Annotated in this window: 16 protein-coding genes and 4 pseudogenes; 10 read left to right on the top strand and 10 right to left on the bottom strand. The window is 59.6% G+C overall.

Features of this window, described 5'->3' with window-relative positions; all coding sequences use genetic code 11:
- Nucleotides 1–907: 907 nt before the first annotated feature.
- Entirely contained in the window at nt 908–2,440 is a 1,533-nt protein-coding gene (locus tag N2605_RS27325) for a porin (protein ID WP_260343870.1), read from the top strand.
- 540 nt (nt 2,441–2,980) lie between these two features.
- Here the strand turns inward: N2605_RS27325 and N2605_RS27320 are convergent.
- A pseudogene (locus N2605_RS27320) lies at nt 2,981–3,469 on the bottom strand (transposase family protein); the annotation flags it as partial.
- Nucleotides 3,470–4,786: 1,317 nt separating this feature from the next.
- Nucleotides 4,787–5,652: pseudogene (locus N2605_RS36585) on the bottom strand (IS256 family transposase); the annotation flags it as partial.
- 369 nt (nt 5,653–6,021) lie between these two features.
- On the opposite strand from N2605_RS36585, the gene N2605_RS27300 reads away from it, so the two are divergent.
- The gene (locus tag N2605_RS27300; RefSeq protein ID WP_260343869.1) at nt 6,022–7,098 is read left to right on the top strand and encodes a DUF6786 family protein; all 1,077 of its coding nucleotides are present in this window, start codon (nt 6,022–6,024) and stop codon (nt 7,096–7,098) included.
- A 468-nt stretch (nt 7,099–7,566) separates the two neighbouring features.
- Here N2605_RS27300 and N2605_RS27295 read toward each other — a convergent pair whose 3' ends face one another.
- Entirely contained in the window at nt 7,567–8,766 is a 1,200-nt protein-coding gene (locus tag N2605_RS27295; protein WP_260343346.1) for an IS256 family transposase, read from the bottom strand.
- Between the two features lie 1,835 nt (nt 8,767–10,601).
- Between N2605_RS27295 and N2605_RS27285 the strand changes: the two are divergent.
- The 6 genes and pseudogenes from N2605_RS27285 to N2605_RS27260 all read left to right on the top strand — a co-directional run bounded on the left by N2605_RS27285 (nt 10,602) and on the right by N2605_RS27260 (nt 15,596).
- Nucleotides 10,602–11,480 (top strand): annotated as a pseudogene (locus N2605_RS27285) (SMP-30/gluconolactonase/LRE family protein).
- Nucleotides 11,481–11,616: 136 nt separating this feature from the next.
- Nucleotides 11,617–11,751, top strand: coding sequence for a hypothetical protein (locus N2605_RS27280; RefSeq protein ID WP_260343868.1), 135 nt, complete (start codon nt 11,617–11,619; stop codon nt 11,749–11,751).
- Between the two features lie 377 nt (nt 11,752–12,128).
- Complete coding sequence (locus N2605_RS27275; RefSeq protein ID WP_260343867.1) at nt 12,129–12,401, top strand: Rossmann-fold NAD(P)-binding domain-containing protein; 273 nt, start codon at nt 12,129–12,131, stop codon at nt 12,399–12,401.
- Nucleotides 12,398–13,171, top strand: a complete 774-nt coding sequence (locus N2605_RS27270; protein WP_260343866.1) for an SDR family oxidoreductase — start codon at nt 12,398–12,400, stop codon at nt 13,169–13,171. Before N2605_RS27275 ends, N2605_RS27270 begins: the two co-directional genes overlap by 4 nt.
- A 120-nt stretch (nt 13,172–13,291) precedes the next feature.
- Nucleotides 13,292–15,145, top strand: coding sequence for a glycoside hydrolase family 36 protein (locus N2605_RS27265; protein ID WP_260343864.1), 1,854 nt, complete (start codon nt 13,292–13,294; stop codon nt 15,143–15,145).
- A 121-nt stretch (nt 15,146–15,266) separates the two neighbouring features.
- Nucleotides 15,267–15,596, top strand: a complete 330-nt coding sequence (locus N2605_RS27260; protein WP_260343863.1) for an SDR family oxidoreductase — start codon at nt 15,267–15,269, stop codon at nt 15,594–15,596.
- Between the two features lie 793 nt (nt 15,597–16,389).
- Here the strand turns inward: N2605_RS27260 and N2605_RS27255 are convergent.
- A complete protein-coding gene (locus tag N2605_RS27255) occupies nt 16,390–16,515 on the bottom strand; it encodes a hypothetical protein (RefSeq protein ID WP_260343862.1) in 126 nt (41 codons plus the stop codon).
- A gap of 480 nt (nt 16,516–16,995) precedes the next feature.
- Entirely contained in the window at nt 16,996–18,372 is a 1,377-nt protein-coding gene (gene rfbH / locus N2605_RS27250) for a lipopolysaccharide biosynthesis protein RfbH (protein WP_260343861.1), read from the bottom strand.
- 773 nt (nt 18,373–19,145) lie between these two features.
- Here rfbH and N2605_RS27245 point away from each other — a divergent pair.
- Together N2605_RS27245 and N2605_RS27240 are read left to right on the top strand one after the other, a co-directional pair.
- On the top strand, nt 19,146–20,192 hold the full coding sequence (locus N2605_RS27245; RefSeq protein ID WP_260343859.1) for an NAD-dependent epimerase/dehydratase family protein: 1,047 nt from the start codon (nt 19,146–19,148) through the stop codon (nt 20,190–20,192).
- Between the two features lie 731 nt (nt 20,193–20,923).
- Nucleotides 20,924–22,025, top strand: a pseudogene (locus tag N2605_RS27240) (IS3 family transposase).
- Here N2605_RS27240 and N2605_RS27235 read toward each other — a convergent pair.
- From N2605_RS27235 to N2605_RS27215, 5 genes are all read right to left on the bottom strand, one after another.
- Nucleotides 21,995–22,387, bottom strand: coding sequence for a hypothetical protein (locus N2605_RS27235; protein ID WP_260343857.1), 393 nt, complete (start codon nt 22,385–22,387; stop codon nt 21,995–21,997). The pseudogene N2605_RS27240 and the gene N2605_RS27235 sit on opposite strands and share 31 nt — an antisense overlap.
- The gene (locus tag N2605_RS27230; RefSeq protein ID WP_260343854.1) at nt 22,384–22,842 is read right to left on the bottom strand and encodes a hypothetical protein; all 459 of its coding nucleotides are present in this window, start codon (nt 22,840–22,842) and stop codon (nt 22,384–22,386) included. Before N2605_RS27230 ends, N2605_RS27235 begins: the two co-directional genes overlap by 4 nt.
- 101 nt (nt 22,843–22,943) lie before the next feature.
- A complete protein-coding gene (locus N2605_RS27225) occupies nt 22,944–23,339 on the bottom strand; it encodes a recombinase family protein (RefSeq protein WP_260347501.1) in 396 nt (131 codons plus the stop codon).
- Nucleotides 23,335–23,619, bottom strand: coding sequence for a hypothetical protein (locus N2605_RS27220; protein WP_260343852.1), 285 nt, complete (start codon nt 23,617–23,619; stop codon nt 23,335–23,337). Before N2605_RS27220 ends, N2605_RS27225 begins: the two co-directional genes overlap by 5 nt.
- Nucleotides 23,620–23,703: 84 nt before the next feature.
- Nucleotides 23,704–24,081: a recombinase family protein gene (locus tag N2605_RS27215; RefSeq protein ID WP_260343851.1), complete on the bottom strand. Its 378-nt coding sequence runs from the start codon at nt 24,079–24,081 to the stop codon at nt 23,704–23,706.
- Nucleotides 24,082–24,786: the final 705 nt, after the last annotated feature.

Raw genomic sequence — 24,786 nt, 5'->3', positions numbered from 1 at the left:
CTCAGCCCGGTTTCAGGACCTCGTGGAACACCTCAATTTTCCAGGCGCTTGGGGTACCAGTTAATCTTCTCGAGCGTCCGCAGATGCGTAGGACCGTGATTAGCTTCCACTCAATAGGTTTACGGCCCTTTGGCACAGCGAGCTCGCTGGCGTGGATTACGGTCACCTTGAGAGTGGGATAAGCTTTCTTCTTTCCGATCGGGCGCAAGACTGCGAACCGCTTGAACTTAATTTTCAGAGGCTTGAGGATCGTGCTCGACGACCAGCCGCCTAGCAAGCGTCCATCAAAGCTCAGGCTCGTCGATCTATGGCGACACGCCTTTGAAATTCTGCCTTGTTTCGCAGTTTTTCAAGCTCGCGCACGCCGAGCCGCATTGGAGGCGCCCCGCTCAACATTCAGCTCCCAAACAGGCAGTGAACATTGCCAATGTTCGTCCATCTTGCGACGAAGTGCCGCCGGCTTGTGGCCTCGTAGTAGCGGGTGTGGCGTTCCGTCGTAAGTTGCGTAAATAAAGTGCACAGAACATAGGCGCTATACACAGTCAATTTACTTAGACAATTTATCTGGCAATTTATTGCATATCCTATGATCATTTCAAACTTTTTCGACAGACGGTCGTTGCTCTCGATCTCCAAGTGAAACCCATGAGATGCCCCTCGGGGGTTTCCTTTGCTTTGACAGCCGCTTCTTCAGTGCGGGAAATTAGGTGTTACAAGATCGCAACACCGGTGCCGAAAGCAGCGGTGCCTACAATTAATTAATTGAAACAATTGATTTGATGCGTTAGTCTTTGTATCGACAGCGAGGGGTCCTCGACGTCGTTCCGCCCGCTGGCCTGTCCATGGGGGGCAAGCAGCGGCGGATCTTTGAAGGACGGAACGACGTTCGAACTTGGAGGTTCATCAAATGAAACTGACGAAGAGTCTCATCCTCGGCTCTGCCGCAATGTTCGCGAGTGCCGGGGGGCAGGCAGCCGATCTACCGGTCAAAGCGAAGGCGATCGAGTATGTGAAGATCTGCTCGCTTTACGGTGCGGGATTCTACTATATCCCGGGCACTGATACTTGCATTAAGCTAGGTGGTTACCTGCGCTTCGATACAGCGGTGGGCACGAATGCGGTCTTTGACGCCAGGAACTCCGGCTTGGGTGGCGCGAATAACCGCCTCAGCAACTACTATACGACCTTGGCTCGTCAGCAACTGAACGTCGATACCCGCACGGCTACCGAATACGGCGTGGTCCGGACCTACGCCGAGTTTGTGTTCACTTGGTCAACTGGCGGATATGGGGGGAGCGGCACGACCGCAATCAATGGCTCGACCGCCTATAACGGCTCCAATCCGGCCGGAAGCGGTGGCGGCCAGATCGCCGCCGGCAGGCTCGGTCTCTACTACGCTTTTATCCAGTTCGCCGGGTTCACCTTCGGCAAAGCAGAATCGCAGTTCAGAACGCCTTGGGCTGAGTACCCGGCAAACAACATAGAACTCCCGGGCAGCGCCGGTTGGGATCCCATCAACCAGGTCACGTATACAGCGGACTTCGGTCAGGGCATCTCGGCTTCCTTCTCAGCCCAGGATCAGGTTCAGGCTTACACAACCAACATCTGGAACGTGAGCGGTGCGACCGCCGCTGGCTTGGCAGCCGGAGCTTACGGCGCCAATGACATCGGCGGGTCGCGAGCTCCTGACCTCGTTGCGAGGGTTCGTGTTGACCAGGCTTGGGGTCTCTTCCAAGCTTCCGTCGCGGCGCATGACAACCATCCTGGCTATTATGGCGCCGATGAAGCGACCGGCCATCCAGGAGACAAATGGGGTTGGGCTGGTCAGCTTGCGTTATCGGTAAAGAATCTCCCGACTGGGCCGGGCGACACGATCAACCTAACCGGCGTATATACATACGGTGCGAGTAGCTACAACTTTCACGATTATATGTCCAGGTCGTTCGCAATGTACGGCGGCACCGGACTCGCAGGCGCCTATCAAAGCTTGGGCTTGGGAGGTGTCGCTGACTCTGTGTTCGTCACGGGTGCGGGGCAGCAGCTGACCACAACGTATGGCTTCAATGCTGGTTACACTCACAATTGGGACCCGTACTGGAACACGTCTATTTTCGGCGCTTGGGCTGCTGTCAGGTACAACAACACGGCTAAAGGCTATATCTGCGGAGCGATGGTCGCTACCATCGCGCTGTCGAGCGGCGCAGCCGGCTGTAATCCCGACTTGAACTATGCTGTCGTCGGTACGAAGACAAGCTGGACGCCGGTCAAGAACTTGGCCTTCACGGCTGAGCTCGCCTATGTGATGCTTGACCAGAAGTACGCAGCCGGAAGTACTGTAACCCTTCCGCTGCAGACAGTTATCGCTAAACCCGCTGCGACCTATGAGCTGAAGGATCAGAACAGCCTCGTGCTGATGCTCCGCGCTCAGCGAAATTTCTAAATCGTGGTGTAACGAAAGGAGCAAAGAAAAGGGCTCTTCAAGCTAACCTCCAAGAAGGCCTCCGGCATGCCCGCCGGAGGCCTTTCTCGTATTGTGCAGAGAAGTCCCGAGCGTTCGAGATTGCACAAAGCATTAGCTGGGGTAATCCGGTAATCCGATCCCAGTCCACCGCTATGTTTTGCTGGGATCCGTTCAGCCGAGCAAAGGAGGCGCCATGGCTTTGTAACGTTGATGTTGATGGCTCGGACTGTCTCGGAGGGTAAGGGCAGAAAATTCGACAACCTAGCTCGTGAAGGTATTGATAAGTCGCGCTTGTTGGTATCGAAGCAAGTCCGCTGTCGGAATGACTGTATGGCGCCTTGGTTGAAAAGTGGGTTGAAAACGTATGAATAAGACGCGACACGCGCAACGCTTGCTGTCATCACAGCCGAACAAAACTGATCGCAGCGACGGTCGCGGCATCACAGACATGATGCGGCTCTGTCGGTACCCGGCAGTTTACGTGAAGAGCAAGGCCTCTTAACTTGCAGAAGCTATACTGGCTGCTGCGAGAATAGCGTTGAGGCGCTCGCCAACGCGTCCGTTGAAATAGTTCTCGTCCATGCGGTGCGCGGGTCTGTAGGGCCGATGATGGGCTCGGCAGCGGCGCGACGTTACATCTCGCGGCGGATGGAAGCCGTGACGCGGCGGATCTGTCCCGAGATCCATGCCCTGAACCGATGCGGGTGGTTATGGCCGCGATACCCTCTTTCGACTTGGATGCGGCGAATCTGCACGCCGGTGAGCTTCTCCATGTAGGTCGATTACAGGGCCGAGCGTGTGGCCCATCAAATATTTGGCATGCAGCACGAAGTGTCCGCGCTTCGGAGACGTCACGGGGGCAATACTAATCTTGTAATCGAACTCTAAGGTGCGCGGGCTTTCCCATTGCCGAGCCACTCGACCTCAGGAGCTGCAACGCATAAACTTCGGGCCGCGCTGATGCTGATCCCGGCTGAGCACCTGCTGCGCCAAGTCGAGCAAACCGGCCGAAGCGACTGGGCGCACAACGTTCGAATGTGACGCCGCCGATTTGATGCAAACGCAAATGCTGGTTTCTTCCATGGAGATGTCCAAACCGACGTCCTGCTTCATAGCGCTGTTCCCTTTCGGTTAGCCGATGCTACTGACCCTCGGGTCCTCAAGAAGACGTCAGTGGGATTGCGCCATGTGAAGAATGCGGATCGGCTTGCAAGGTAGGCAGAAATTGTCTCGATTAGGGCATGATGCTCTTATTCGGAAACATAGCCCGAATTTTTGAGATTTGGCACACTCCTTTTTCAGAGAAGATATCGAGGAGATCGCCGACCTTGCGCCAAGTCGCTTCGACATCACGTGTCTGGGCGGCCCGCATCAGGTGTTTGCGGTTGGCGAAGACCTGCTCCCGGCACTCGTTTCTGGGTCGCCCGTCCTCCGCCAAACACGGTCGGATTAACGTCGGGGCTGTAGGGCGGCAAGATAGAGGAGATGCCCTCCTGCTACGCGGATGGGTTGCGGGCAGCCTTGCCCTTGTGACTGCCGAGATTGTCGAGGATGACGACCTCGCCTTTTGCCAAGGTGAGCACCAACACTTTCTCGACATAGAGCGTGAAGAGCTCACCGTTGATGGGTCCGTCGATAACCCAGGGCGGCTCGATCCTGCCCTGATGGGCCTTCCAACGCGTCCGCTTACGCGCGATATCGGGCTGGCCGGAGCGTCTTTTGAAGCTCAGTCCTCCGCATCTGTTTTGACCCCGCGATCAGCCAGTTCCTGCGTCAGTCTCCGCAAAGTGAACGGTTCGGAGCGAATGCGCTTGCGCAGCCATCTGCGTCGGCGCCGGACAGAACCGGCTTCTTGTGACCGCCGATCTTGCCGGGAGAAACGCCTCCGGTCTCCCGCCGCAAATTCTTCCACTTCTCACACAGGAAGGACTGATCTGAAGCGCTTCTGCAATTGAATGAACCGTTCTCGCCAGCGTCAGCCCTCGTCAGCGCGAGTTCGCGAAGGTCTTCCGAATACGGTCGCGTCAATCCATGTTGGCCCCCATTCCGCAGCATGGGGTTGAATCAGAAATCCTGCCCGCTAGTAATCCCGATTCCGGTAAAAACAACATACTCTAAGTATTCGATCCTTCAGGAAAGCGGGGTGTTAGAGCTCGCTTCCTTGCATTTTGCGATTTTGCTTTTGAGCGATTCGTGATTTCCTAATGGCATCGTCGACATTGGGAAAGGCGATGACCAAAGCGCGGGATGATCGCCAGAAGGACCTGCTGCTTCCGGCACTGAATCAAATCATCGACATGGGCCACCCGTTAATGCGGTTGGCGCTGATCGTGCCTTGTGGATCTGGCAGCGCTGGATCTCAGCGGCCGAACCGAAGGTGCGGCGGATCGCCTTCGACACCGCCTTCGCGCAGTCCGCGATGAACATGTTGGCACCGTCGGGGCGAGCCCGCGAGATCAGGTTGTCCAGCGTCTGAACTATTACTGCATTCTCGGTCGCCCCTTCCACCAGCGCCACGGGATGCTTGTTGCCTTCGCCGTCAACCGAACATAGGCGGTGGCAGAGGCTCAATTCGCCACAGAAATATTGGTAATAGGGTTCTCGATCCAGCGGGCGCTACAGCACCTCATCTGACAGATTGTGATGCAGATGCCGGCGACAAGCGCGTCGGCAAGCCCGGCTGATCCGGCCCCCTTGCACACGAACTGAAGCGCTCATCCAGGTCCGGCAGCCGCGCCGCCGACGGCGCTACGAACGTCGCGAGGCCGCCCACTTCGAAATCCCCGCTCGGGCGGTGCCGGCACGTCACGCTCGGGCAGCCGGGCCGAACCGGCGCGCCGATACATTGATCAGCATCAGGTTCATTGCCCAGCGACCAAGCCAGTCCTCCTGCGCCGCGGTTTCCTAGCTCGGGATCGTGACCTCGCGGCCGTCAACGCCCCCAACCCGCGGGCGCCCGACCTCGATCTGCCGCCGTGGAAGCTGATCCGTCCGTGCGTTCGAGCCCACCGGTGCGCCCACCGCGCCGCATCTCGACTGTGGCCCGGCCCGCGGGCCGCCGTCTCATCCGCGTCCATCATCGTGCCGAGCGCCTCCATCCCTGCTGCAATGCAGAACCGATGGAAGCTCGCCCACACTTCCACAAACGCTTCATCCACAGCCCCGGTCGCCGGCCAACCAGCCGGTGCGATCTCTCGTCATGGCGTTGCTCTCCATTGTGGAATTAGCCCCTCGAGCCTACCAGCTCAAGGTGGGCACGCCGATCTCCTCAGAAATTCAACAGAACCCGGGACTTCCCCATGGATCATAACAGCGAAAGTATCAGCGTGAGTAGATCTATAGCGCGGAGCTATGTGCGAACAAAGTCGAGAGCGCGATACCACCGTCGATGTTAACACCACGGTGTCGGGGGCACGATCATTGAGACTTCATGTTTCGGACGTCCCGGCGCAGAATTTCTGCTCGGCACCGGCCAAATTAGTCAATTCAGATCTCGGCGCTCGGTAGCATTCATCCGATTTCCGAACCATGATCATGCCGGCAGCGTGAAGGAGGCGACGATGAGCAACGCGAGTTACGCAGGCGTCATCGGGAACTTGCGGGCGGGGGGCATCCCGGTCCACGAGCTGGAGGCGGGTGGTAGAATTGCGGTGACGCTGGCTGCAGGCCGCGTTATTGCGATGGCCTTCTCGGCGGACGCGCCGAATCTGCTGTGGTCGCACCCGCAGCTCGACGATGTTGACCTGGTCAAGAAACCGGAGCAGCTGACTGGAGGCCTCGGAGGAGATCGTCTGTGGTTCTCGCCGGAACTGGCTTATCACTGGGACGGGGAACCCGACTGGGAGACCTTCGCGAACTACAGGGTACCCCGTACCACCGACCCCGGAAAGTACGAATTCGTCGGGGGGGATTCGCGCTCGATCACCCTCCGAACCGCGGTAGAGCTGCCAGTGCAGGGGGGCGATTCGGCGGTCGCCTTCCACGTGGAGCGCACGATCCGTGTGGCTGAACCGCCCCTTCCCCGCGAGCATCGACTGCTGACCGGGATTGAGTACGTGGGAATCGAATCTTCGCATGTGCTTGAGATTTCCGAGCGCACGCGCCGTGGTGTCGTTGACTTGTGGCACTTGCTTCAGATGCCGCCCGGAAGCGTGCTAGTCGTCCCGATCGAGAAGGCGGTCGCTGGCCAGGCAAAGCCGCTGTCCTATGGGCTGCATGGCGGCTGGGTCGAAAAGCCGGACCACATCGTGTGGCCTTACGGCGGAGTGGCGCGCGCTAAGTTCGGGCTATCGACCATCGTGCTCACCGGACGATCCGCCGTTTTCCGACAGCTCGCGGACAGGCGCTGGTGCATGATCGCGCGGGAGTTTCCCGTTGATCGCACTTCCGCGTACTGCGACCATCCCCATCGGTCACCTCGAACTGACCAAGCGTTCCAGGCGTGGGATGGCTTCGGATTCGGAGAGATGGAATTCCACAGTCCCGCGCTAGACGCTGAGCATGGACCTCGCACGCTGAGAGAGTCCGATCGCTTGTGGGCGTTCGCTGGCCCCGAACAAGCGATCGCCGCGCTTGCTGAACAATTGCTCGAGGTCGACGTCGAGTACATTCTGAAGCATGATACGGCGTACGAGTAGCCTCATGAGGAGTGGGGCAAGGTCAAGTTCATCATCGAATCGGGCTCATCGATCCTAGTGTCGCAAGGGCGTTAGAGAAGGTTGTCACTGATCGCGAGGCAACACAACGCCGGCGAAGCAATCGTGCAGCTCGCAGACAGCGGCAAATTCCAGGCGATCCGCGTTGATGTAAACAAGCGTCCGAAAATGGAAGAGGTTGCAGTGTGACGGTGACAATCTTCGCAATGTTCACGCATTGGTCAGCAGCCCGGCGTCCACTCCGAGATATCGTAGGCGAAACGATTTACGAGGACCGGAACTGGGTGGTCGGTGCCGAATGTAGCGGAATCATCACTCGTGAGCCGTTCTTGCACTACATAAGGAATTCACCTCAAGGATGGGCAGATCATCATGAGCTCATTGATCGTGTCCCGTGGGGTGGTGTAGCTGAGTGCGGGTCACCACGTTCGCCGGCATGGGCCGGATCGGTCAGCTGGCGATTGCCGGGAAGCTGACGGCGGGATCATCGCCCAACGGGGCGATGGTTTCCAGTGTCATGTAGCGGCCGCGCTGGACGGCCCACTCGTCGTTCTGCTCGAGCAGGATCGCCCCGACGAGGCGGACGATGGCGTCTTCATTGGGAAAGATGCCGACCACTTCGGTTCGGCGCTTGATCTCGCCATTGACCCTTTCGAGCGGATTGGTTGAGTGCAGCTTGGCGCGGTGCGCGGCCGGGAAGCTCATGTAGGCGAGCACGTCGGTCTCGGCCTCGTCGAGGAAGGCGGCGAGCTTTGGCAGCTTAGGGCGGAGTTGGTCGGCGACCTTTCGCCACTGCGCTCGTGCGGTCTCGGCATCGTCCTGGGCAAACGCGGTGGCGATGAAGGCCGAGACGACACGCCGCCCGCTCTTGCCGGCATGCGCCAGCGCGTTGCGCATGAAGTGGACACGGCAGCGCTGCCAGCTGGCGTTGAGCACCTTGGCCACGGTCGCCTTGATCCCCTCATGGGCGTCGGAGACCACGAGCTTGACGCCGCGCAGGCCGCGGCGGGCGAGCTTGCGCAGGAACGCGGTCCAGAACGTCTCGGCCTCGGAGGGGCCGATATCCATGCCGAGCACCTCGCGCCGGCCGTCGCTGTTGACCCCGACTGCGATGATCACCGCGACCGAGACGATGCGCCCGTTCTGGCGCACCTTCACGTAGGTGGCGTCGATCCACAAATACGGCCAATCGCCCTCGATCGGACGGGCGAGGAAGGCCTTCACCTTGTCGTCGATCTCACCGCACAGCCGCGACACCTGGCTCTTGGAGATGCCGCTCATGCCCATCGCCTGCACCAGGTCGTCGACCGAGCGGGTGGAGACGCCCTGGACATAGGCCTCTTGCACCACCGCGGTGAGCGCCTTCTCGGCCATTCGCCGCGGCTCCAGGAAGCCCGGGAAGTAGGAGCCCTTGCGCAGCTTGGGAATGCGCAGTTCGACCGTGCCGGCCCGCGTCTCCCAGCTCCGATCGCGATAGCCATTGCGCTGGACCTGCCGCTCCTGGCTCTTCTCGCCATAGGCGGCCCCGGTCAGGCCTTCGACCTCCAGCTCCATCAGCCGATGGGCGGCAAAGCCGATCATCTCGCGCAACAGATCGGCATCAGGGGTCTTCTCCACGAGCGCGCGCAGGTTCATCATGTCGTCGGTCATCGGTGGTTCCTCGAATCAGGTTGGCTGTCGCAATCCAAACCTTACCGACGAATCATCGGTGACCACCCGCAAAGCCGCTCGCTCGCTACGGCGCTATATGAGGGCGCGCTTCGCGAGCGGCTTCGCTCCAGCTACACCACCAGCTGGGACACGACCAGCTCATTCGCTCGAAGATCCAATCTGAAGGCAGAGGCGAGTGCGTTCGTCGAGTACACGCTCGCCTCCGCAAGGACCGACGTTGGCCTGTAAGGCGTTCGCGCTCTCGAGGACGAGTTCTGCCTGTCGGTGGATTATGCGGCTTCCCCCGCGCGGTGGCGGAGGGCGTCCGACACGCGGAACTGAGCTGTGGACGTCGTGGAGTACATGTAGTCGCTGGAGAACCTCTTCGAGATAATCGGCGATGCCAACTTTGGCGTCCGGCTCGGAGGGCTCGCCTCTAATTCCCCGTCTGCGCAGGTGACTTCTGGGCTCGTTAGGACGATCAGCACTGGTGCTGCTTAGGAAGCACAGCGCGAGTTCGACAACGGCCCGGAAGCGAATCTCTACGGCCTGATGTCCAACTACATCTATTGCACGGGAAGCATGCACCACGGCTGACCGCGAATCGTGTAGCAGATGTGGATAGTCCGCACACGACGGTGGGATCGTCGCGCTATCCTACGGTCCGAACGATGTCACGTTCTGAGCTGCCGATGGGACAGATGTCATCGTGCGCCAAGAGACCTAAATCCGTTTGACGGCACGATCACGCTCACTGTCGAAGCTGCACACGCGGTCGCCTTCGCACTGTTCCTGTGTAATCCAAGGTGGCTGAATGGCGGAAAGCGCCCGAAGGTCCACTAAAAGAGGTGCACAAGAGGTGCGTACCAGCGCGCAGCACCAGCTCGACGAGACCTCGGAGCCGCGCAAACGTTCTGCGCTCGATTCCTCCTCATGTCCGTTCGTGGATGGGCAGCTTCGCCGCCAGCCGCTCACGCGGCTCCCGTTCGCCGGCCGCGAGCCGATCTACGACACAGCAACCGACAGATGCGCGCTATGAGTCGGCGAGCCAATGATCGTGAGGTCCTCGCGAAGTTCACCACAAACTGGGGTTTGCACCCGGTATAACCAAGCATAGCGGATCTGGCCGAATGCCGAGCTCAGCGCCGACGTAGTCGAGATCGAGGATGAGCTTGTCGCCTGCGGCTCCGGGCGAGATTATAGTGAGCGGGACCTTTTGGGACCTTCGAATCACGGCACGGGTCGCAAACGACAGGAGCCAACAATGCGAGCACTGCTCCAGGCTGCTCGGGGGCCGAGGGGCTGAAATTCGTCGAAAGAACCGCGGGAATCTAAGCATCGATGCGTTGCGTACAGCGTGGACCGATATTGAAGTATTCAATATTGGTGAACCTGCTTCACAGTCACAAAATCGAAAATGGCGTACCCCTATAGTGACGCTCACCCACAGCGTTGCTGACGGGGAGAGTTATCCGATCTTCGTTTGACCTACGGCTAACCACATTGACCGAACTGTCGCTCACCATGGCCGACGCTATGTTTACAATTTCTGCCTCGTGCTTGCGGCTCGACTCGAGGCGCCGCGGTCGGGACGAATTCTCGAGCTGCTGACCGTCCAGTGGGGCCTGCAAGTCTACCCCGAAAAGTATCTCGATGGTTCGATGGTAGGGAGGGGCGGGCGGCTCTATCGGCAGTCGGATGCAATCTGTCTCAAGCCTTCAGATCTGGGCGAATGCGCCTAACTGGGCTAATTTTCCGTTGGCGCGCCTTAGGCCCAACGCATCTACCACCACTACACCGGTCTATCGCTTTGTCGCTGCAGGTCGCATGCGACGATGGAGCAGGTGCCGACTTCCGTTCTGTTCGTCGAGCGCTGCCATCTCGCCGAGCGGCCGACCTATGACGCGGCGACCGATACTGCTTGGTGGTTCGACATTCTCGACGAGCGGCTGTTCGAGGCACACCTTGGTAGCGCGCGCCATCGCATCCATCGACTGGGCAAGATGGCGCCAGCGCGCTGGCGTGCGTCGATGCCGAGCGCCAGTTGATTGTCGAAGAAGACGGTCTTTACATTTGTTCCATCAGCGAGGGATTCATGAGCCTCTATTGCCCTCCCGGGGCAGACAATCCGGCGACGCGATCGAACGACCCACGCGTGCATCCTTCAGGAACGTTCTGGATCGGCACCATGGGGCGCAAGGCCAAGACCGAGGGAGGTGCGATCTACGCGCTCTATCGCGGCGAAATATCGCGGCTGTAGATGGGTGTGATGATTCCAAAATGCGATCGGCTTCTCGCCCAACAGCGCACTCGGTTTTGCCGATCACCGCAATGAAAGCGCTGTACCGCGTCATGCTTGATCCAGCGACTGGACTGCCTGCGGCGTGCCGGGGGTGCTGTTGCGCCGTGGCACCGGCGGTCTCGACGGTGTGTCTTCGACGCCGGCGGCCTGATCTAGAATGCGTGCTGGGATGGCGGCTGCATCGATTATCTACAGTCCACAGGCGAGCAACTGCGCGCTCTGCGGTTTTCGGCGGGGCGGGCGTGCCCGGCTTTCGTGGGACAGAATGCGTTGCGTTTCCTGGTTACCTCCGCTTGGCTCGAGATGGATGAGGCGGCGCGTGCCGCTGATCCGGAGCACGGGCGGACCTTTCTGATGGAGGTGGCTGCGCGCGGTCCGCCCTGAGCCGGACGTCAAGATTGCAAGCTCGTAGGACGTGACCGGTTAAGAATATTCCGCCGCAATGAGCCTACATCTGTCTTGTCCATGCCGTTGGATAGCCGACGAGGATCCGCGGATCAATGCCGTGTTCGGGGAGCCGTCACCCTACGACGCATACCGAAGGCGGGATGGTGATTTTTGTCGAAAGCTATGCCGGAGCCGTCGGCGAGCGCGATATCAAGGTCGAGCAGCAGGTTCTTGTGGGCGAGAATGCCTATGGGATGCTGTCGACCTACCCATTGGAGGAATCTCTGCTCGATTGAGGATGTCGGCCTGAGATGCAGAAGGCAGGAGCCCGCGCGACGTTCGTCGTCCACCTGAATCGCGTGCAGTGACGAAGGCCAAATCCAAGTTCGTTGAGACCTCAAGCGGTTTTGAGAAACCTGCTGCCCGACCTCGAGCCTGATGGCGCCAAATTTCGTTATGCAGATCTCCATGTGCGGCCGCGTTAGCTTGTATATCTAATGGTTTGCCCGCGAACTTGCTGAGTTGACGCTCGATTGCGGGAAAAAGCTGCGCATTCTACCGGTTGGGCGCACAATTTCGGAACTGCTAGGGCTTAAATCAGAGAACTTCGCGTTCGGAGATCGCTAAGATCTTCAAAAGTGAGATATCACCTAAGGGAAAAAAAGGGGGGGATTTGCGTAATGTCTTAGTCACCGACGCCACTTTCCAGGCGTTTGATCACGAAAACCCCGTCGGGGCGCGTCACGGGGCCTCCCTTCGTTTCCCTCAGCTGAAATCCGCAGAGGTCACCGCAGGGCTCCCCGATCACGCCGAGATCGTGCGGTATGGCATCGGTCTCGACAATATCGCCTTCAGCGGGGCGAAGAAGCTGGCCACGCCGGTTGCTTATGTGTCGGACAACGCCACTGGCGAGGTTGCAGATCATGCGGTCGGAGGTCTGTTGTGAAGCGATTAACGAACAAAAGGGCGATAGTAACCGGTGCCGCACAGGGGATCGGCCTCGCCATTGCGCGAAGCTTCGTGGCCGAAGGCGCCTGTGTTGCCTTGGTTGACATCAATGCTCGCCGCGGCCACGAAGCAACCGAGGAGCTCGCTAATCTCGGCGCGGAGGTTTGCTTCATCGAAGTCGACGTCGCCGACTCCAAGGCAGTGGACGCGATGATGGCGGAAGCGGCTAAGCGGTTGGGTCCGCCAAACGTGCTCGTCAACAATGCCGGGGTCGCCGTCTTCAGAGATCCGCTGGAGATGGCCGTCGAAGATTGGCGGCATTGCTTTACGATTGACTTGGACGGCGCCTGGCACTGCAGCCGTGCCGTGTTGCCTCACCTTCTGAAGCACGGGCAGGGCGATATCATCAATATCGCCTCGGTGCATGCTTCTCAAATCATCCCAAAGTGCTTTCCCTATCCCGTGGCCAAGCACGCTGTGGTTGGCCTCACCCGTGCGCTCGCTATTGAATATGCCGATCGCGGCATTCGCGTGAATGCAATCTCACCGGGCTATATTGGCACCGAGATTGTCGAGAATGTTTTTGCAAGCGCATCTGATCCGGAGAAGCTCCGCGAAGAAACGAATGCGCTCCACCCGGTCAAACGCATCGGGCGACCAGAAGAGGTTGCTTGCACGGCGGTTTTTCTCGCGTCCGATGAGGCGCGCTTCTTGACCGCACAGAACATCGTCATCGACGGCGGACGTTCGATCCTCTTTCATCAATGAGGGGTTTCGCTGCCACTGTCATATGTCAAGAGTCGGCGGTGAATGAGAATCTCGGTCGGGCATCGAGCGTCCCGGCCTCACCGACCATTTCTATCTCGCCCCCCCTACCCGGACGCTTCCATGACATTCGCCCATCGCCTCATCCGCCACCTCGGCCTTTCTGAGATCACCGACAACTCCATTGGCCGCGCCCCCTTCGCGCTCCTGCTGTCCGACAACAGCCGCTTCGAGTGGACTGAGATCGGTCTGACCGAGCAACGCAATGGATTCTCCGCCGAGTTCGCGCACGCAAGCGGGCTGCGGTCCGAGCTGCGCGCCCGAATCTTCGGAGACTCACGGGCCGTTGAGGTCTCCGGCTCGATCTGCAACAACGGCTCGCGCACCGTCGCCGGCGTCACCGGTTGCGCAACGCTGCAGCTGTTCTTGCGCGCCGAGCCCGGCTGGGGCGCGCCAAAGCTGAAAACCTGGCGCGGCGGCATGGTGGCCAGCGCCTTTCCGCCGGTCGACTTCGAAGCCGTGAGCCGGCAGTTGATCAGCTATCCGTCGGCGGTCTCCGCGCGCTGCGGAATCGATGGCCGCAGTTCGTCCGAGGACCTCCCATTCGCGTTGCTGGCCGGAGCCGGCTGCGGTGTCGCGATCGGCGTCGAGTGGTCCGGGACTTGGTACGTCGACGTGCGCAGCGACCCGCAGCCGGGTGCCGGCCGCGGATACCCGGTGCGGCTGGAGGCGGGCCTGTGGGGCATCGCGCTCGATCTATGCCCAGGTCAGACACTGCCGTTGCCGACTGTCTTGCTCGCCCCGTACACCGGCGATGCCGCCGACGGCGGCAACGCGCTGCGGCGGCACATCCGCCGACACGTGATGCCGCGGCTCGATGGCGAAGAGGTGGTGCCGATGACGTCGTTCAACCACTGGTTCGCATTCCGGACGGCCTTCAGCGACGCGCTGTTGCGGCCCGCGGTTAAAGCGGCCGGCGCCGCCGGGCTGGAGTACTTCGTCATTGACGCGGGCTGGTTCCCCGGCGGCTTCCCGAAAGGCATTGGCAACTGGGATGAGCCCGACCCGGAGCGCTTTCCCGACGGCGTCGCCGCCTTCTCGAAGTACGTGCGTGAACAGGGGATGCGGTATGGCACCTGGTTCGAGCCCGAATACGCACACGTCTACAGCTCGCTGTACCGCAAGCACCCGGACTGGTTCGTGCCCGTGGAATCGCTCACACGGCCAACGACATACGACAACTGGATGGGCAACCGGACGTGGCCGGACTTTTCTGTCTACGCCGCCGACTACCGGATGCTCGACTTCGGCCTCCCGGAAGTGCAACAGTACTGGGTGGACCGGATCAGCGCGGCGTACGCCGACTGGGGAGTGCGCTGGATCCGTTGGGACTTCAACCACCCCCCGCTGTACCGCTGGAATGCGACCCCCGAACCCGGCTGGGCACAGATCAACCACATCCGAGGCCTTTACACCGTCTTGGACCACCTCATCGAGACCCTGCCCGACCTGGTGATCGAGCAGTGCGCCGGCGGCGGCCACAGGATCGACCTCGGTACCGTCCGGCGCGGCCACACCTTCTGGATGAACGACCACACCAGCGACACGGACACGGTGCGCCGACTGCAGACCCGGCTCAATCAGGTGCTGCCGGGCAACTACGCGAACACCAACCTGTGCCAGCCGCGGCACGATTTCACCGACTACGACTACCTCTCGCACAGCTGCGGCCCGTTCGGGTACAGCGGCCGGCTCTGGGAGGCGACCGACGCGCAGAAGCGCGGCTACGCTGACGCGATCAAGAACTACAAGGGATTCCGGCATCTGCTGCTGGGAGACTATCGGTTCGAGCTCGCCGATATCGAGGACCGCACCGCCCGCGAGGTGCACACCTGGACGGAGGGCGGCCAGCAGCTGGTCATCGAACTGAATGGGGCCGCCGGTCCCCGCACCGCAAGCGTGACCGTCAACGACTGACCCTGTTGACGGTCTGACAGAACGCCGGGAATGCTTCGCGGCAAGCCGCCGGAAATTCGACCGATATTGCTGCCTCTTCTGCCTTGGGGGACACTCGGGCACATCAAGTTCAACGTTGTAGATGTTCGGCCAGCTAGCGTGCTTCGGAAGAAGTTCAATCGGCGCTAGACCCACCGTGCTTCGTCCGCCGGAAAGGTTTGGCAGAGCGCCCCGCCCGAATGGATCGACAAATCGTCGAAGCTTCGACGATTTGGGCTGCGATCACTGGCCCAGCCGACTATGCCATCGAAGAGTGGCGCGAAGTCGTCGACGTAGCTTGACCGGCACCTCCAACACCTGCCATTTCGTGGTACCCTTCGTGCTGAAAAAGGACTCTGGCCGCATCATCAACATTTCATGCGTCGCTGGTAAGGAAGGGAATCCAAACATTGCGGTATACAGCGCCACGTAGGCGCGTCCTTGGTTTCACAAAGTCTCTCGGAAAGGAAAAATGGCAAAGACAGGGATAGCAGTCAACGCCATCACTCCAGGCAGCACGAATACACCTCCTCTTACAGGGCTTACGCCCGAATTATCGACCACATGCGGGTCCGAATCCCGCGAGATACCGGTCCCTTGGCTGCTATCTGAAGAGAACTCCTTCGCCACGGCGGCGACATTCGATCTGAGCGTCGGCGCCACGACATATCAATGACCATATCAGGGCTTCTCGAGCATCGGCGATCCTGCGCGCCACCTTCCGCAATAGCCACTCGTATTCGACCAAGGGAGGAAGCGGCCATACATTGCCATCGCGATGATATTCCTGCTTTGGTTACGATCACGCGCAAGCGTCACGCATTCGAAGGTCAGGCGTTGGCCCTGATCATCGACTATTTTCTCACAGCTTCCCCGGATGGCAGTCGGTCGTCGATTCCGGCGAGCTGGACCGATTGGAAGGTGGAGCGCTTGGAGGCACGCCGCCAATCGATGCGATGACGCTGTCCACGATCTCGGCAGGCTCGGTGATTTGCTCCACTTGCGCAAGCTGGTCGACCGCCCTTTGATCGCGCCCGCTCGCCGGGCAGACCGCGTCCCGTTCTCGTTCTGCTCTCTTACGCGATCAATCGCTATCTTCAGACCCCTGCGGCGTCGTAGCTCTTTGTCTGGACTAGAGAATTGAACAGTGTCCGATGGAAGCAGCAGGTCCTTCTGGCGATCATCCCGCGCTTTGCTCATCGCCTTCCCCAATGTCGACGATGCCGTTAGGAAATCACGAATCGACCAAAGGCAAAATCCCAAAATGCAGGAAAGCGAGCTCCAACACCCGCTTCTGCAGACTTAACCGACACAATTTCTGCGCCTCCTTCAAGCAGATCCGCCTTCTTCACCGACGATTCGTCGCTCGGCCGGTTCATTTGAATGGAACGGTCCAGCTTCTACCACATCGGCCTCTACTTCGCTCTGGCGAACATCCACGGGCCTGTCGACGAGAACGCGCCCTTTCCGTCGCGGACACCTGCAGATTCAGAGGTCTCGCCAAGTGCCTGCCGCGGCTTTTTATCAATGCGAATTTCGCAATCGGCCTTTTCGACGATCTGCCTCTCTTGAAACCCGACTGGCAGACATTGCTGCCGTGAAGCGCAATGGCTCCACGCTGATTCACTTGACCGATGATATAGCTAGGTCGCTCCTGCCGAGGTCGCCATGTAGGCTGTCTTGGCGGCTCACCTGCAGCCGATTGCTCGAGCTGTAAACAGGTGCAGGCCAGTTCAGGAGGCCAGACGATCAACGATGAAAGCGCAGGAACGACCTCAAAATGTGAAGACGCGCGTGCTGACTTTGGCGTGCATTTCGAGATCCATTCATGGCTATTCACGTGATTGGTGACGCCCCGGCGCACGGCAGAAATCACCAATCGTATTCGTTACATAGTCGATTTCCGCAGCCCCAAGCCCGGGGTAGACACCGATCCAAAACGTTTGGTTCATCACGCGATCACTGTTGGTCAATTTGCCATGCACTCGGTAGTGCCGATTTTGCATGTAGGGCTGCCGGGTGAGATTACCGCCGAAAAGTAAACGCGTTCCGATTTTCCGAAAATTGAGATACCGTACGATTTCGTCCCGGCTGAACGGCGCTGATTCGCGCACGGTAAGCAAGAAACCGAACCACGATGGTTCACTGTTCGGCGCGGCATCAGGTAGGATGAAGAAATCCTCAAGCTCGCGCAGGTAGTGTTTCAGAGAGTCGAAGTTGCGCCGCCGAGCGGCAATAAAATCTTCAAGATGAGCGAGCTGAGCAAGGCCGATAGCGGCCTGCATGTCAGTGATCTTCAGATTGAAGCCGAGGTGACCATAGGTGTATTTATGGTCATAGCCGTGAGGAAGATCCGAGAGCTGCCAACCGAAGCGGCGATTGCAGGTATCGTCCTTGCCAGGATTGCAATAGCAGTCGCGACCCCAGTCGCGAAAAGTCTCCATCGCTCGCCGTAGTCCCGGATGGCTGGTGAAAGCCGCTCCACCTTCGCCCATCGTGATGTGGTGAGCGGGATAGAAGCTCAAGGTGCCGATGTCACCGAACGTTCCCACATGCCGACCGTTGAGCGTTGCACCGAGCGCGTCACAGCAGTCTTCGATGAAAAAGAGATTATGTCTCCTAGCAACCTCGGCGATCCGCGCGGCGTCGAATGGATTCCCAAGTGTATGGGCCGCCATAATAACGCGTGTTTGCGGAGTGATCGCCGCCTCGACGAGCTCGGGCGTAACGTTGTAGCTGGGAATGTCGATATCGATGAATACTGGCGTCATTCCCCACAGTATAGAGGGATTGACGGTCGTCGGAAATCCGGTTGCTGCCGTGATGATCTCACTTCCGGGCTGCAATCTGCGCTCTCGGAGCAAGGGCGAGGTGAGGGCCGAAAAGGCAACAAGATTTGCCGATGAACCGGAGTTGACAGTGAGCGCATAGGGTGCCCCGACGCGCTGTGCGAGCTTGGCCTGAAACTCATCGTTGAAGTGACCCGCGGTGAGCCAGAATTCGAGCGCAGCATCCACCGCATGCTTGACATCAGTGGCGTCGAAGACGCGACCGGAAATAGGCACCGAGGAATGGCCAGCCGAAAAGGCCTTCAAGGCGTGAGTCAGCTCGTAGTGGCGTTCCACCAATTGATGGATTTGACGCCGAATGTCCTCTGCCTGTCTGGGCGGATCGATGGCCTCGGATGCCGGCGGTGATTGAATCGTCATGACAGTTCCTTAGAGCGTCGATTGAAATGCTGAATGATGCAGTATCGCGCTTTCTTCACAAATCTTCGCCAGTGGTAACGCCTAAGCGCGGGTGGGCATGCTCATAGACGATATCTCGCGCCGCTCGGTCCCATGAGCGGACCAGGCGTTAAGCCGCCGGGCATTACTGCAACGTAGATTTCATTGTACCCGCCGGAACGCCTTCCTGAGCCGCTAGTGCGACCGCAGACTCGCCGCATGCCGGCATTGCAGCTCGCATAGTGTGGTTGGCCGCAGGTCACTGCGGCGAAACCGGCATGACGGGGGCTTCATGTCTGCAAGTGAGGAGCCTGCACCTTCGATTAGGACAATTGGTGAACAGATTCTGATTGATCTTGCATGCTGCCGACTCCTTGCAAGAGTGGTTGACCGACCCAAACGTTCATCAGCACACGTGGCATGTTTCTGTCATTCGGATCAACTACTAGCGCTGGCAGTTGAGCGGGCCGAAAATTGTCGCATCTGCTATAGACACGCTAGAGCTAAGTCCAATCGAAAGAAGTGGTCGAGTCCTTTCGCGCGGGCTGGAAAGTCGGAGATCGTGATGAGGCGCCAGAAGCGCCGATGATTGCCTCGCGGCATGCCCGCCAGATCCCTCCGCGGAGCCAGCGCGGCGTTTGATGAAGGTGATGTGCACACAACAGTGCGCTGGTACGGCAACAAGGTTCAGCAGCGGAGAATTGCGCGGCCGAGATCCGCAGCCTATTGATCAAGGACCAACACCATTGATGAGGATGAGTTCACCCGCCATTTTGTGCAATCTTGAGCGCTTCGCGGGTAAATCGGTGCTCGTAACGGGCTCGTCAGGCTTTATCGGGCGGCGCCTGGTTTCACTTCTTGTTGCGCACAGAGCGAAGGTCATGTTGCTCCAACGGAGGGCGGAACCGACATCGCGCGATATTCTACTAGCCAATCTCGCAGAACCTGATTTCGATGCGCAGATCGCTAGCGTTTGGGGAGAGCGCCATTTCGATACGGTTTTCAACTTGGCGGCCTATGGTGTGACGCGCTCGACGGATTCGTCGGCCGATGGACAGCGTCGCAAACGCTTACTGGCTCAGCGCGTCAATGTAGATGCGGCGAGGGCTATATTCCGACACGCGCAGAAGACCGGTAGCAGTTCTTTCGTGCAGGCTGGAACATGCTTCGAATATGCGCCCTTGGACGACGCTCCAAGGGTTGAGACTGATCCGCTCGAACGGCGCGATAATCTGGATAGCGTCATCTATGGTGTCAGCAAGGCTCGGGCTACCGACACCCTTCTTCGCTTGGCGCAATCGAGCACTTTGTCGCTGGTCGTCGCGCGCATCTTCAACGTCTATGGGCCTGGTGAAAAAAGCGAACGGCTTCTGCCGAGCCTCGTTTATAACCTATCTCACGGCAAGCGCGTCCCATTATCGGCTGGTATGCAGATCAAGGATTATCTGCATCTCGATGATGTCGTTGAAGGATTGTGCATGCTCGCGCTTACTGCAGGGAACCGGGAGTTTCGGGGGGTGCTCAATCTGAGTTCTGGCTTCCCTGTCAGCGTCGCCCAGTTCGCGCGCGTAGTTGCAGACACGATCGGGCATTGTGAACATTTGTTGAGCTTCGGAGAAAGGCCGGCGCATCCAGAGGAGGTGCCGGTTCTGATCGGATCGACAGCGGCGCGGGATGCTTTTACGGAATGGCGACCCCGGCTGCCCCTTGATGTTGGCGTGCCGAGCGTTGTGTGTAACATGATGGCAAAGGATTGCCTGCGAGGCATCAACGACGAACGACGTCGACCATTCTATGCGTAAGCTGGCTACGATTTCAATTCTTGACTTCGACGAAAGCAACATCGCAAAATCGTCTGCCCAGATGCGGGCTGTTTCGTTCAAGCCGCGGATTGTTACGATTTTGAGTTCCTATTACGGCAACGGTATCGGGACAGGATGCCGGCGCTGTTGGAGGCGAAGGTCGCGCGATCCGCGAGTCTGTGCCCTGACGCTCTCTCAAAATCACGGGCTCGCAGCTGTCGACCCTGACCAATTTTCTGCATGCGCGGGGAAGCGCCGCGAAACGGATCGACGTGTACAATACGCGTCCGAGATGATCCTTTCGCGCGATAAGCTAAAGGATTCAAAATGACCTAGGGCGGGCCGATCCATCACGCTGAGCGGGCCATCCTGTGCTGAATGCCATGTGTGGTTCAGACAGCTCGAACCGATGAGCTTAGGCCGAACGGCCTATTGCGTCGACATCTGTCGTTGCCGGTAACGCCCGATGTTCGCTGTCTTTTGGTTCACTAACTTAAGACCTTTAAGATTGATCATTAAGTGAGATGTACATGGCCGGGAGTTTGGTGCGGCACGAGGAAGATATCACCGAGGTGCTAATTGCCGACCTTTCCATGTTTCCTCTATTTAGATGTGGCGGGCATTGTCCGAGGTCGTACCTATTCAGAGCCGGCTCCGGAAATCTGGACAGGGCGATAAGTGGAGTTTCTGCCTGACGGCGGTCAAGATTGTCGCGCGAATCAGGAGAGACGATGAGCAGACGAACCCGTCGGCACCACGCACCAGCATTCAAGGCCAAGGTGGCGTTAGCCGCGATCAAGGGCGAGATGACGCTGGCCCAGCTGGCTGAGCATTTCGACGTGCACCCGAACCAGATCACGCAGTGGAAATCCCAGCTTCAGGAAGCGGCGGCCGAGGTATTTAGTCCTGGCGGTGGCAACAGACCGAGCGAGCCCGCGGTGGACGTGAAAACGCTGCACGCCAAGATCGGGGAGCTCACGCTGGAGAACGATTTTTTAGAAGGCGCGCTCAGCAAAGCCGGCCTGCTGAGCGCAAAGCGATGATCGACCGTGAGCTCTGCCGATCAGGAAACAGGCGGAAGTTTTGAAGATCAGCGGTGGCAGTGTCTATTATCTGCCGCGTCCGGTGCCGCCTGCCGATCTTGCGATCATGCGACGGCTCGATCGGCTGCATTTGGAGTTTCCTCTCGCCGGTTCGCGAATGTTGCGAGACCTGTTGGCTGCCGAGGGGTGCAAGATCGGCCGCCGGCATGTCAAAACGCGGATGCGGCAGATGGGGATAGAGGCGCTCTACCGCCGGCCGCGTACCACCAAGCCCGAGCCTGGACACAAGATCTATCCGTATCTGCTGCGCGGGATGGAGATCACACGCCCGAACCAGGTCTGGGCGATGGACATCACCTACATCCCGATGGCGCGCGGCTTCGTGTACCTGGCTGTTGTCCTCGACTGGGCGACCCGCCGGGTGCTGTCGTGGCGCGTCTCGATCACGATGGAAGCCGCATTCTGCGTCGAGACGCTGGAGGACGCTCTCGCCCGCCACGGCAGGCCGGACATCTTCAACACCGACCAGGGCTCGCAGTTCACGGGCGCCGGGTTCACCGGGCTGCTCGCCAGTCATGGCATCGCCATCAGCATGGACGGCCGGGGCGCCTGGCGCGACAACGTCTTCGTCGAGCGGTTGTGGCGCAGCGTCAAATACGAGGAGGTCTATCTGCGCGCCTACGACACCGTGTCCGACGCCCGCGCCTCGATCGGCCGCTACATCGACTTCTACAACTGCGCATCAGAACACCCATCTGGCTATGTGATTGAAGAGAAGAGATTTTGTTGAGCGGGATGCGATCCCGCGGGGTGTTTTGGGTTCTGTCGCGCTCGTTCGGCGATAGATTGAGCAGCAGGTGTTATCAGCGAGGTGCGGGCGAAGATCCAAGGACCATCCGGCAGAGGATGGATGGATTCGATCTCGCCGACTTCAGCGGCCAGCCGGAGCGTCTTGGGCGCGATCTCCAAGAGCTTTGCGGCCTTGCCAAGGTTGAGCCATGGCTCGATCCTGTCCTCCGCGGGCTTGAACACCGGGATGTGGTAGTTCGAGCGCATTGATGTGACGCGCTCGCGGGTCCCGCGATTGCCGTTTCCGGTCTTGAGGCAGTTGCGGTTGAGGAGGCCGGCAATCAGATCGTCGCTGGCGATCACCACCAGTTGACGTACGGCCTGGATGATGTCGGCAGAGGTGCTGTTGGCTGTCCGCGCCGGCGCTTCGGCAAGCGCAACTCGCTGTGGGCGCCACCCACCCAATGAACGATGAGAACGATCTCCGAGGCCACGTCGTCGATATCGGTCACGACCTCATGAATGAGGGTGCGCACCATGCGCTTCTTAAGACGAGCAGCCGTCGTCGGCGCATCCCAGACCGTTTTGAGGTTCGAGGCTAGAGCGCTGAACGAAGCTGGATCAGCAATGGGTGCGGGCGTCGCCACATCATGCATCGCGATCTTGCCCTCAATCTCGGCCGCGTGAGCGAGCGCCCTGTTCCAGCGGGCTTCCAGCTCACTGGCGACCAGCCGGTTCGCGGGATCAGCGGCATCGTATTGCCGGAAAGCCCTGTCGGCGGCATAGCGCGCCGCTTCGAGGTCGCGACTGAAGAGCATCGCGTACCTGATCGCGCCCCTCCCTGGCTCTCTTGGCGACAGCGGTTGCGGCGGCGACCGCGCCCGGACCGACGACGCCAAGCAGTGCTTCCTCGATGGCATCATCGACGCGCAGTCCGCCGAAGGCGATGCAGTGGGGCCCGCCATTGTCCATCCAGGCGCGGCTGCAGCTGTAGCGGGATATGGCTTTCCATGCCGGAGTACCGGAGTGTGAGCTTGCGGCCGCAGCGCTTGCAGCGGATCAGACCGGCCAGCAGCGCCTCATCATGCTTGGGCGCGCCGTGATGCCGACTGCTGGGAACATTGCTGCTGACCATCGTGCGAATCGCCTCGAACTTCTCCCAGCTCACATACCCTTCGTGAGTGTTGGGCTTCAGCGTCAGCCATTCGGTGCGCGCCTTGCGGCGGATCTTCACGCTCACGCCCGCGGTGTTGTATCCCGCCGCCATAGCCGTCTTACCATAGGCATAGGCGCCGCCGTAGACCGGGTTCTCAATGATCCGGTGGATGGCAGTAGTTTGGTCGCCGCCAGGCCGTGTCGCCGTTGGTCTGCTTCACCGGCAGATCGAGATTGTACTCGTGGAGCCAGCAGAGCGCCTGGCGCGCGCTGCCCAGTTCCTCGACCTTGTCGAACACCAGCTTGATCGCCTCCTGGACACGCCGATCCGGGTCTTTCTCATAACGGTCGCCGGCCTTCACGAAGCCGACGGGCGCTGTCACAACCAACTCGCCCCGGCGCGCCTTCTCGTAGCGGGCCGAGAGCGAGCGCTGGTGCAACAGATCGAGCTCGTACTCGTTGAGCCTGCCCTTGAGCCCGAGCAGCAGGCGGTCGTTGCCGTGTCTTGGCGCATAGATGGTCTCTTAATCGACCAGAACGGTGTCGACCACGCGGCACATCTCGATGAGTTGCTGCCAATCCCGGCTGTTGCGGGCGAAGCGCGAGACCTCGCGGGCGCAAACCGCACCAACCTTGCCAAGGCAAACCTCCGCTACCATCCGCTCAAAACCAGGGCGTTGTATGCCGCCGGCGGCTGAACGACCGAGATCATCATCGATCACTTCGATCTCTGACCACCCGAGCGCCGTCAGCCGGTCCCGCATGGCGTATTGCAGCGCGCTGCTCTCGCGATTGTGCAACACCTGATCGGCCGAGGATTGACGCACGTAAAGAATCGCCTTGCGCTCCAGATGATGAGGCTTCGACCTCCTTCGCGGGCAGCGTTGCTGTCCTCGCAGCATGGTCGAGGATCAACTGCGTCATCAGGCTCGTGAGGGCCGCCCTGGCTTCCGCCGGAAGCTCCGACCATGTGGGCGCACCGATGGCGCCGCTCGACAGGCCGCTCCCGAACAGATCCATCTGCTGCGGCCGCGGTTGTTGATTGTGTCGGTATCCGCTCCCTGGCATTGCCGTCTGCCGTGACATGAGTCGCTCCCCAATTCTGACCATGAGGCCTCTGGATGCGCCAGAAAGCAGGGCGGCTGATGGCGTTCGATCCTTCAACGCCAGATCGAGAAGCGCAGAAAGCGCCGCAAGCGCATCGATGCTGACAAACGGCTGAGCTGTCAAAAACTCGGCGTCAGGGCATGCCGTCTGGTCGAACATCCATGCTGGCACTTCCAGCCAACGATCTCCTTGCGATCCGTCCAAGGTGCAGCGAAAAACAACATCATCAGCCTTGTCGACGGCTCCATGAACGCAAACTCGGCGCCCAAACCATGGATGATGCCGATAAAGAACCTCGCGAAGAACGGTCCTGTGGGCGTTCTCAAAGGTTGTTCTACAACGGTCGGCGCCCGCATTCGAGCCTTGACGGCAACACGCCGGATCAAGCTTACTTCAACCCGCTGCCGTTCCGCGCGGCAGCTTAACTTTGGCAGAAGCTCCACTTATCGACGCGGAATTGCTGTTCAGACAACCGGGGCCACCTCAATTCCTCAAGACAG

The organism is Bradyrhizobium yuanmingense, from assembly GCF_025200905.1.
Lineage (GTDB): Bacteria > Pseudomonadota > Alphaproteobacteria > Rhizobiales > Xanthobacteraceae > Bradyrhizobium > Bradyrhizobium yuanmingense.
This window is presented reverse-complemented; position numbering and strand designations above follow the sequence as displayed.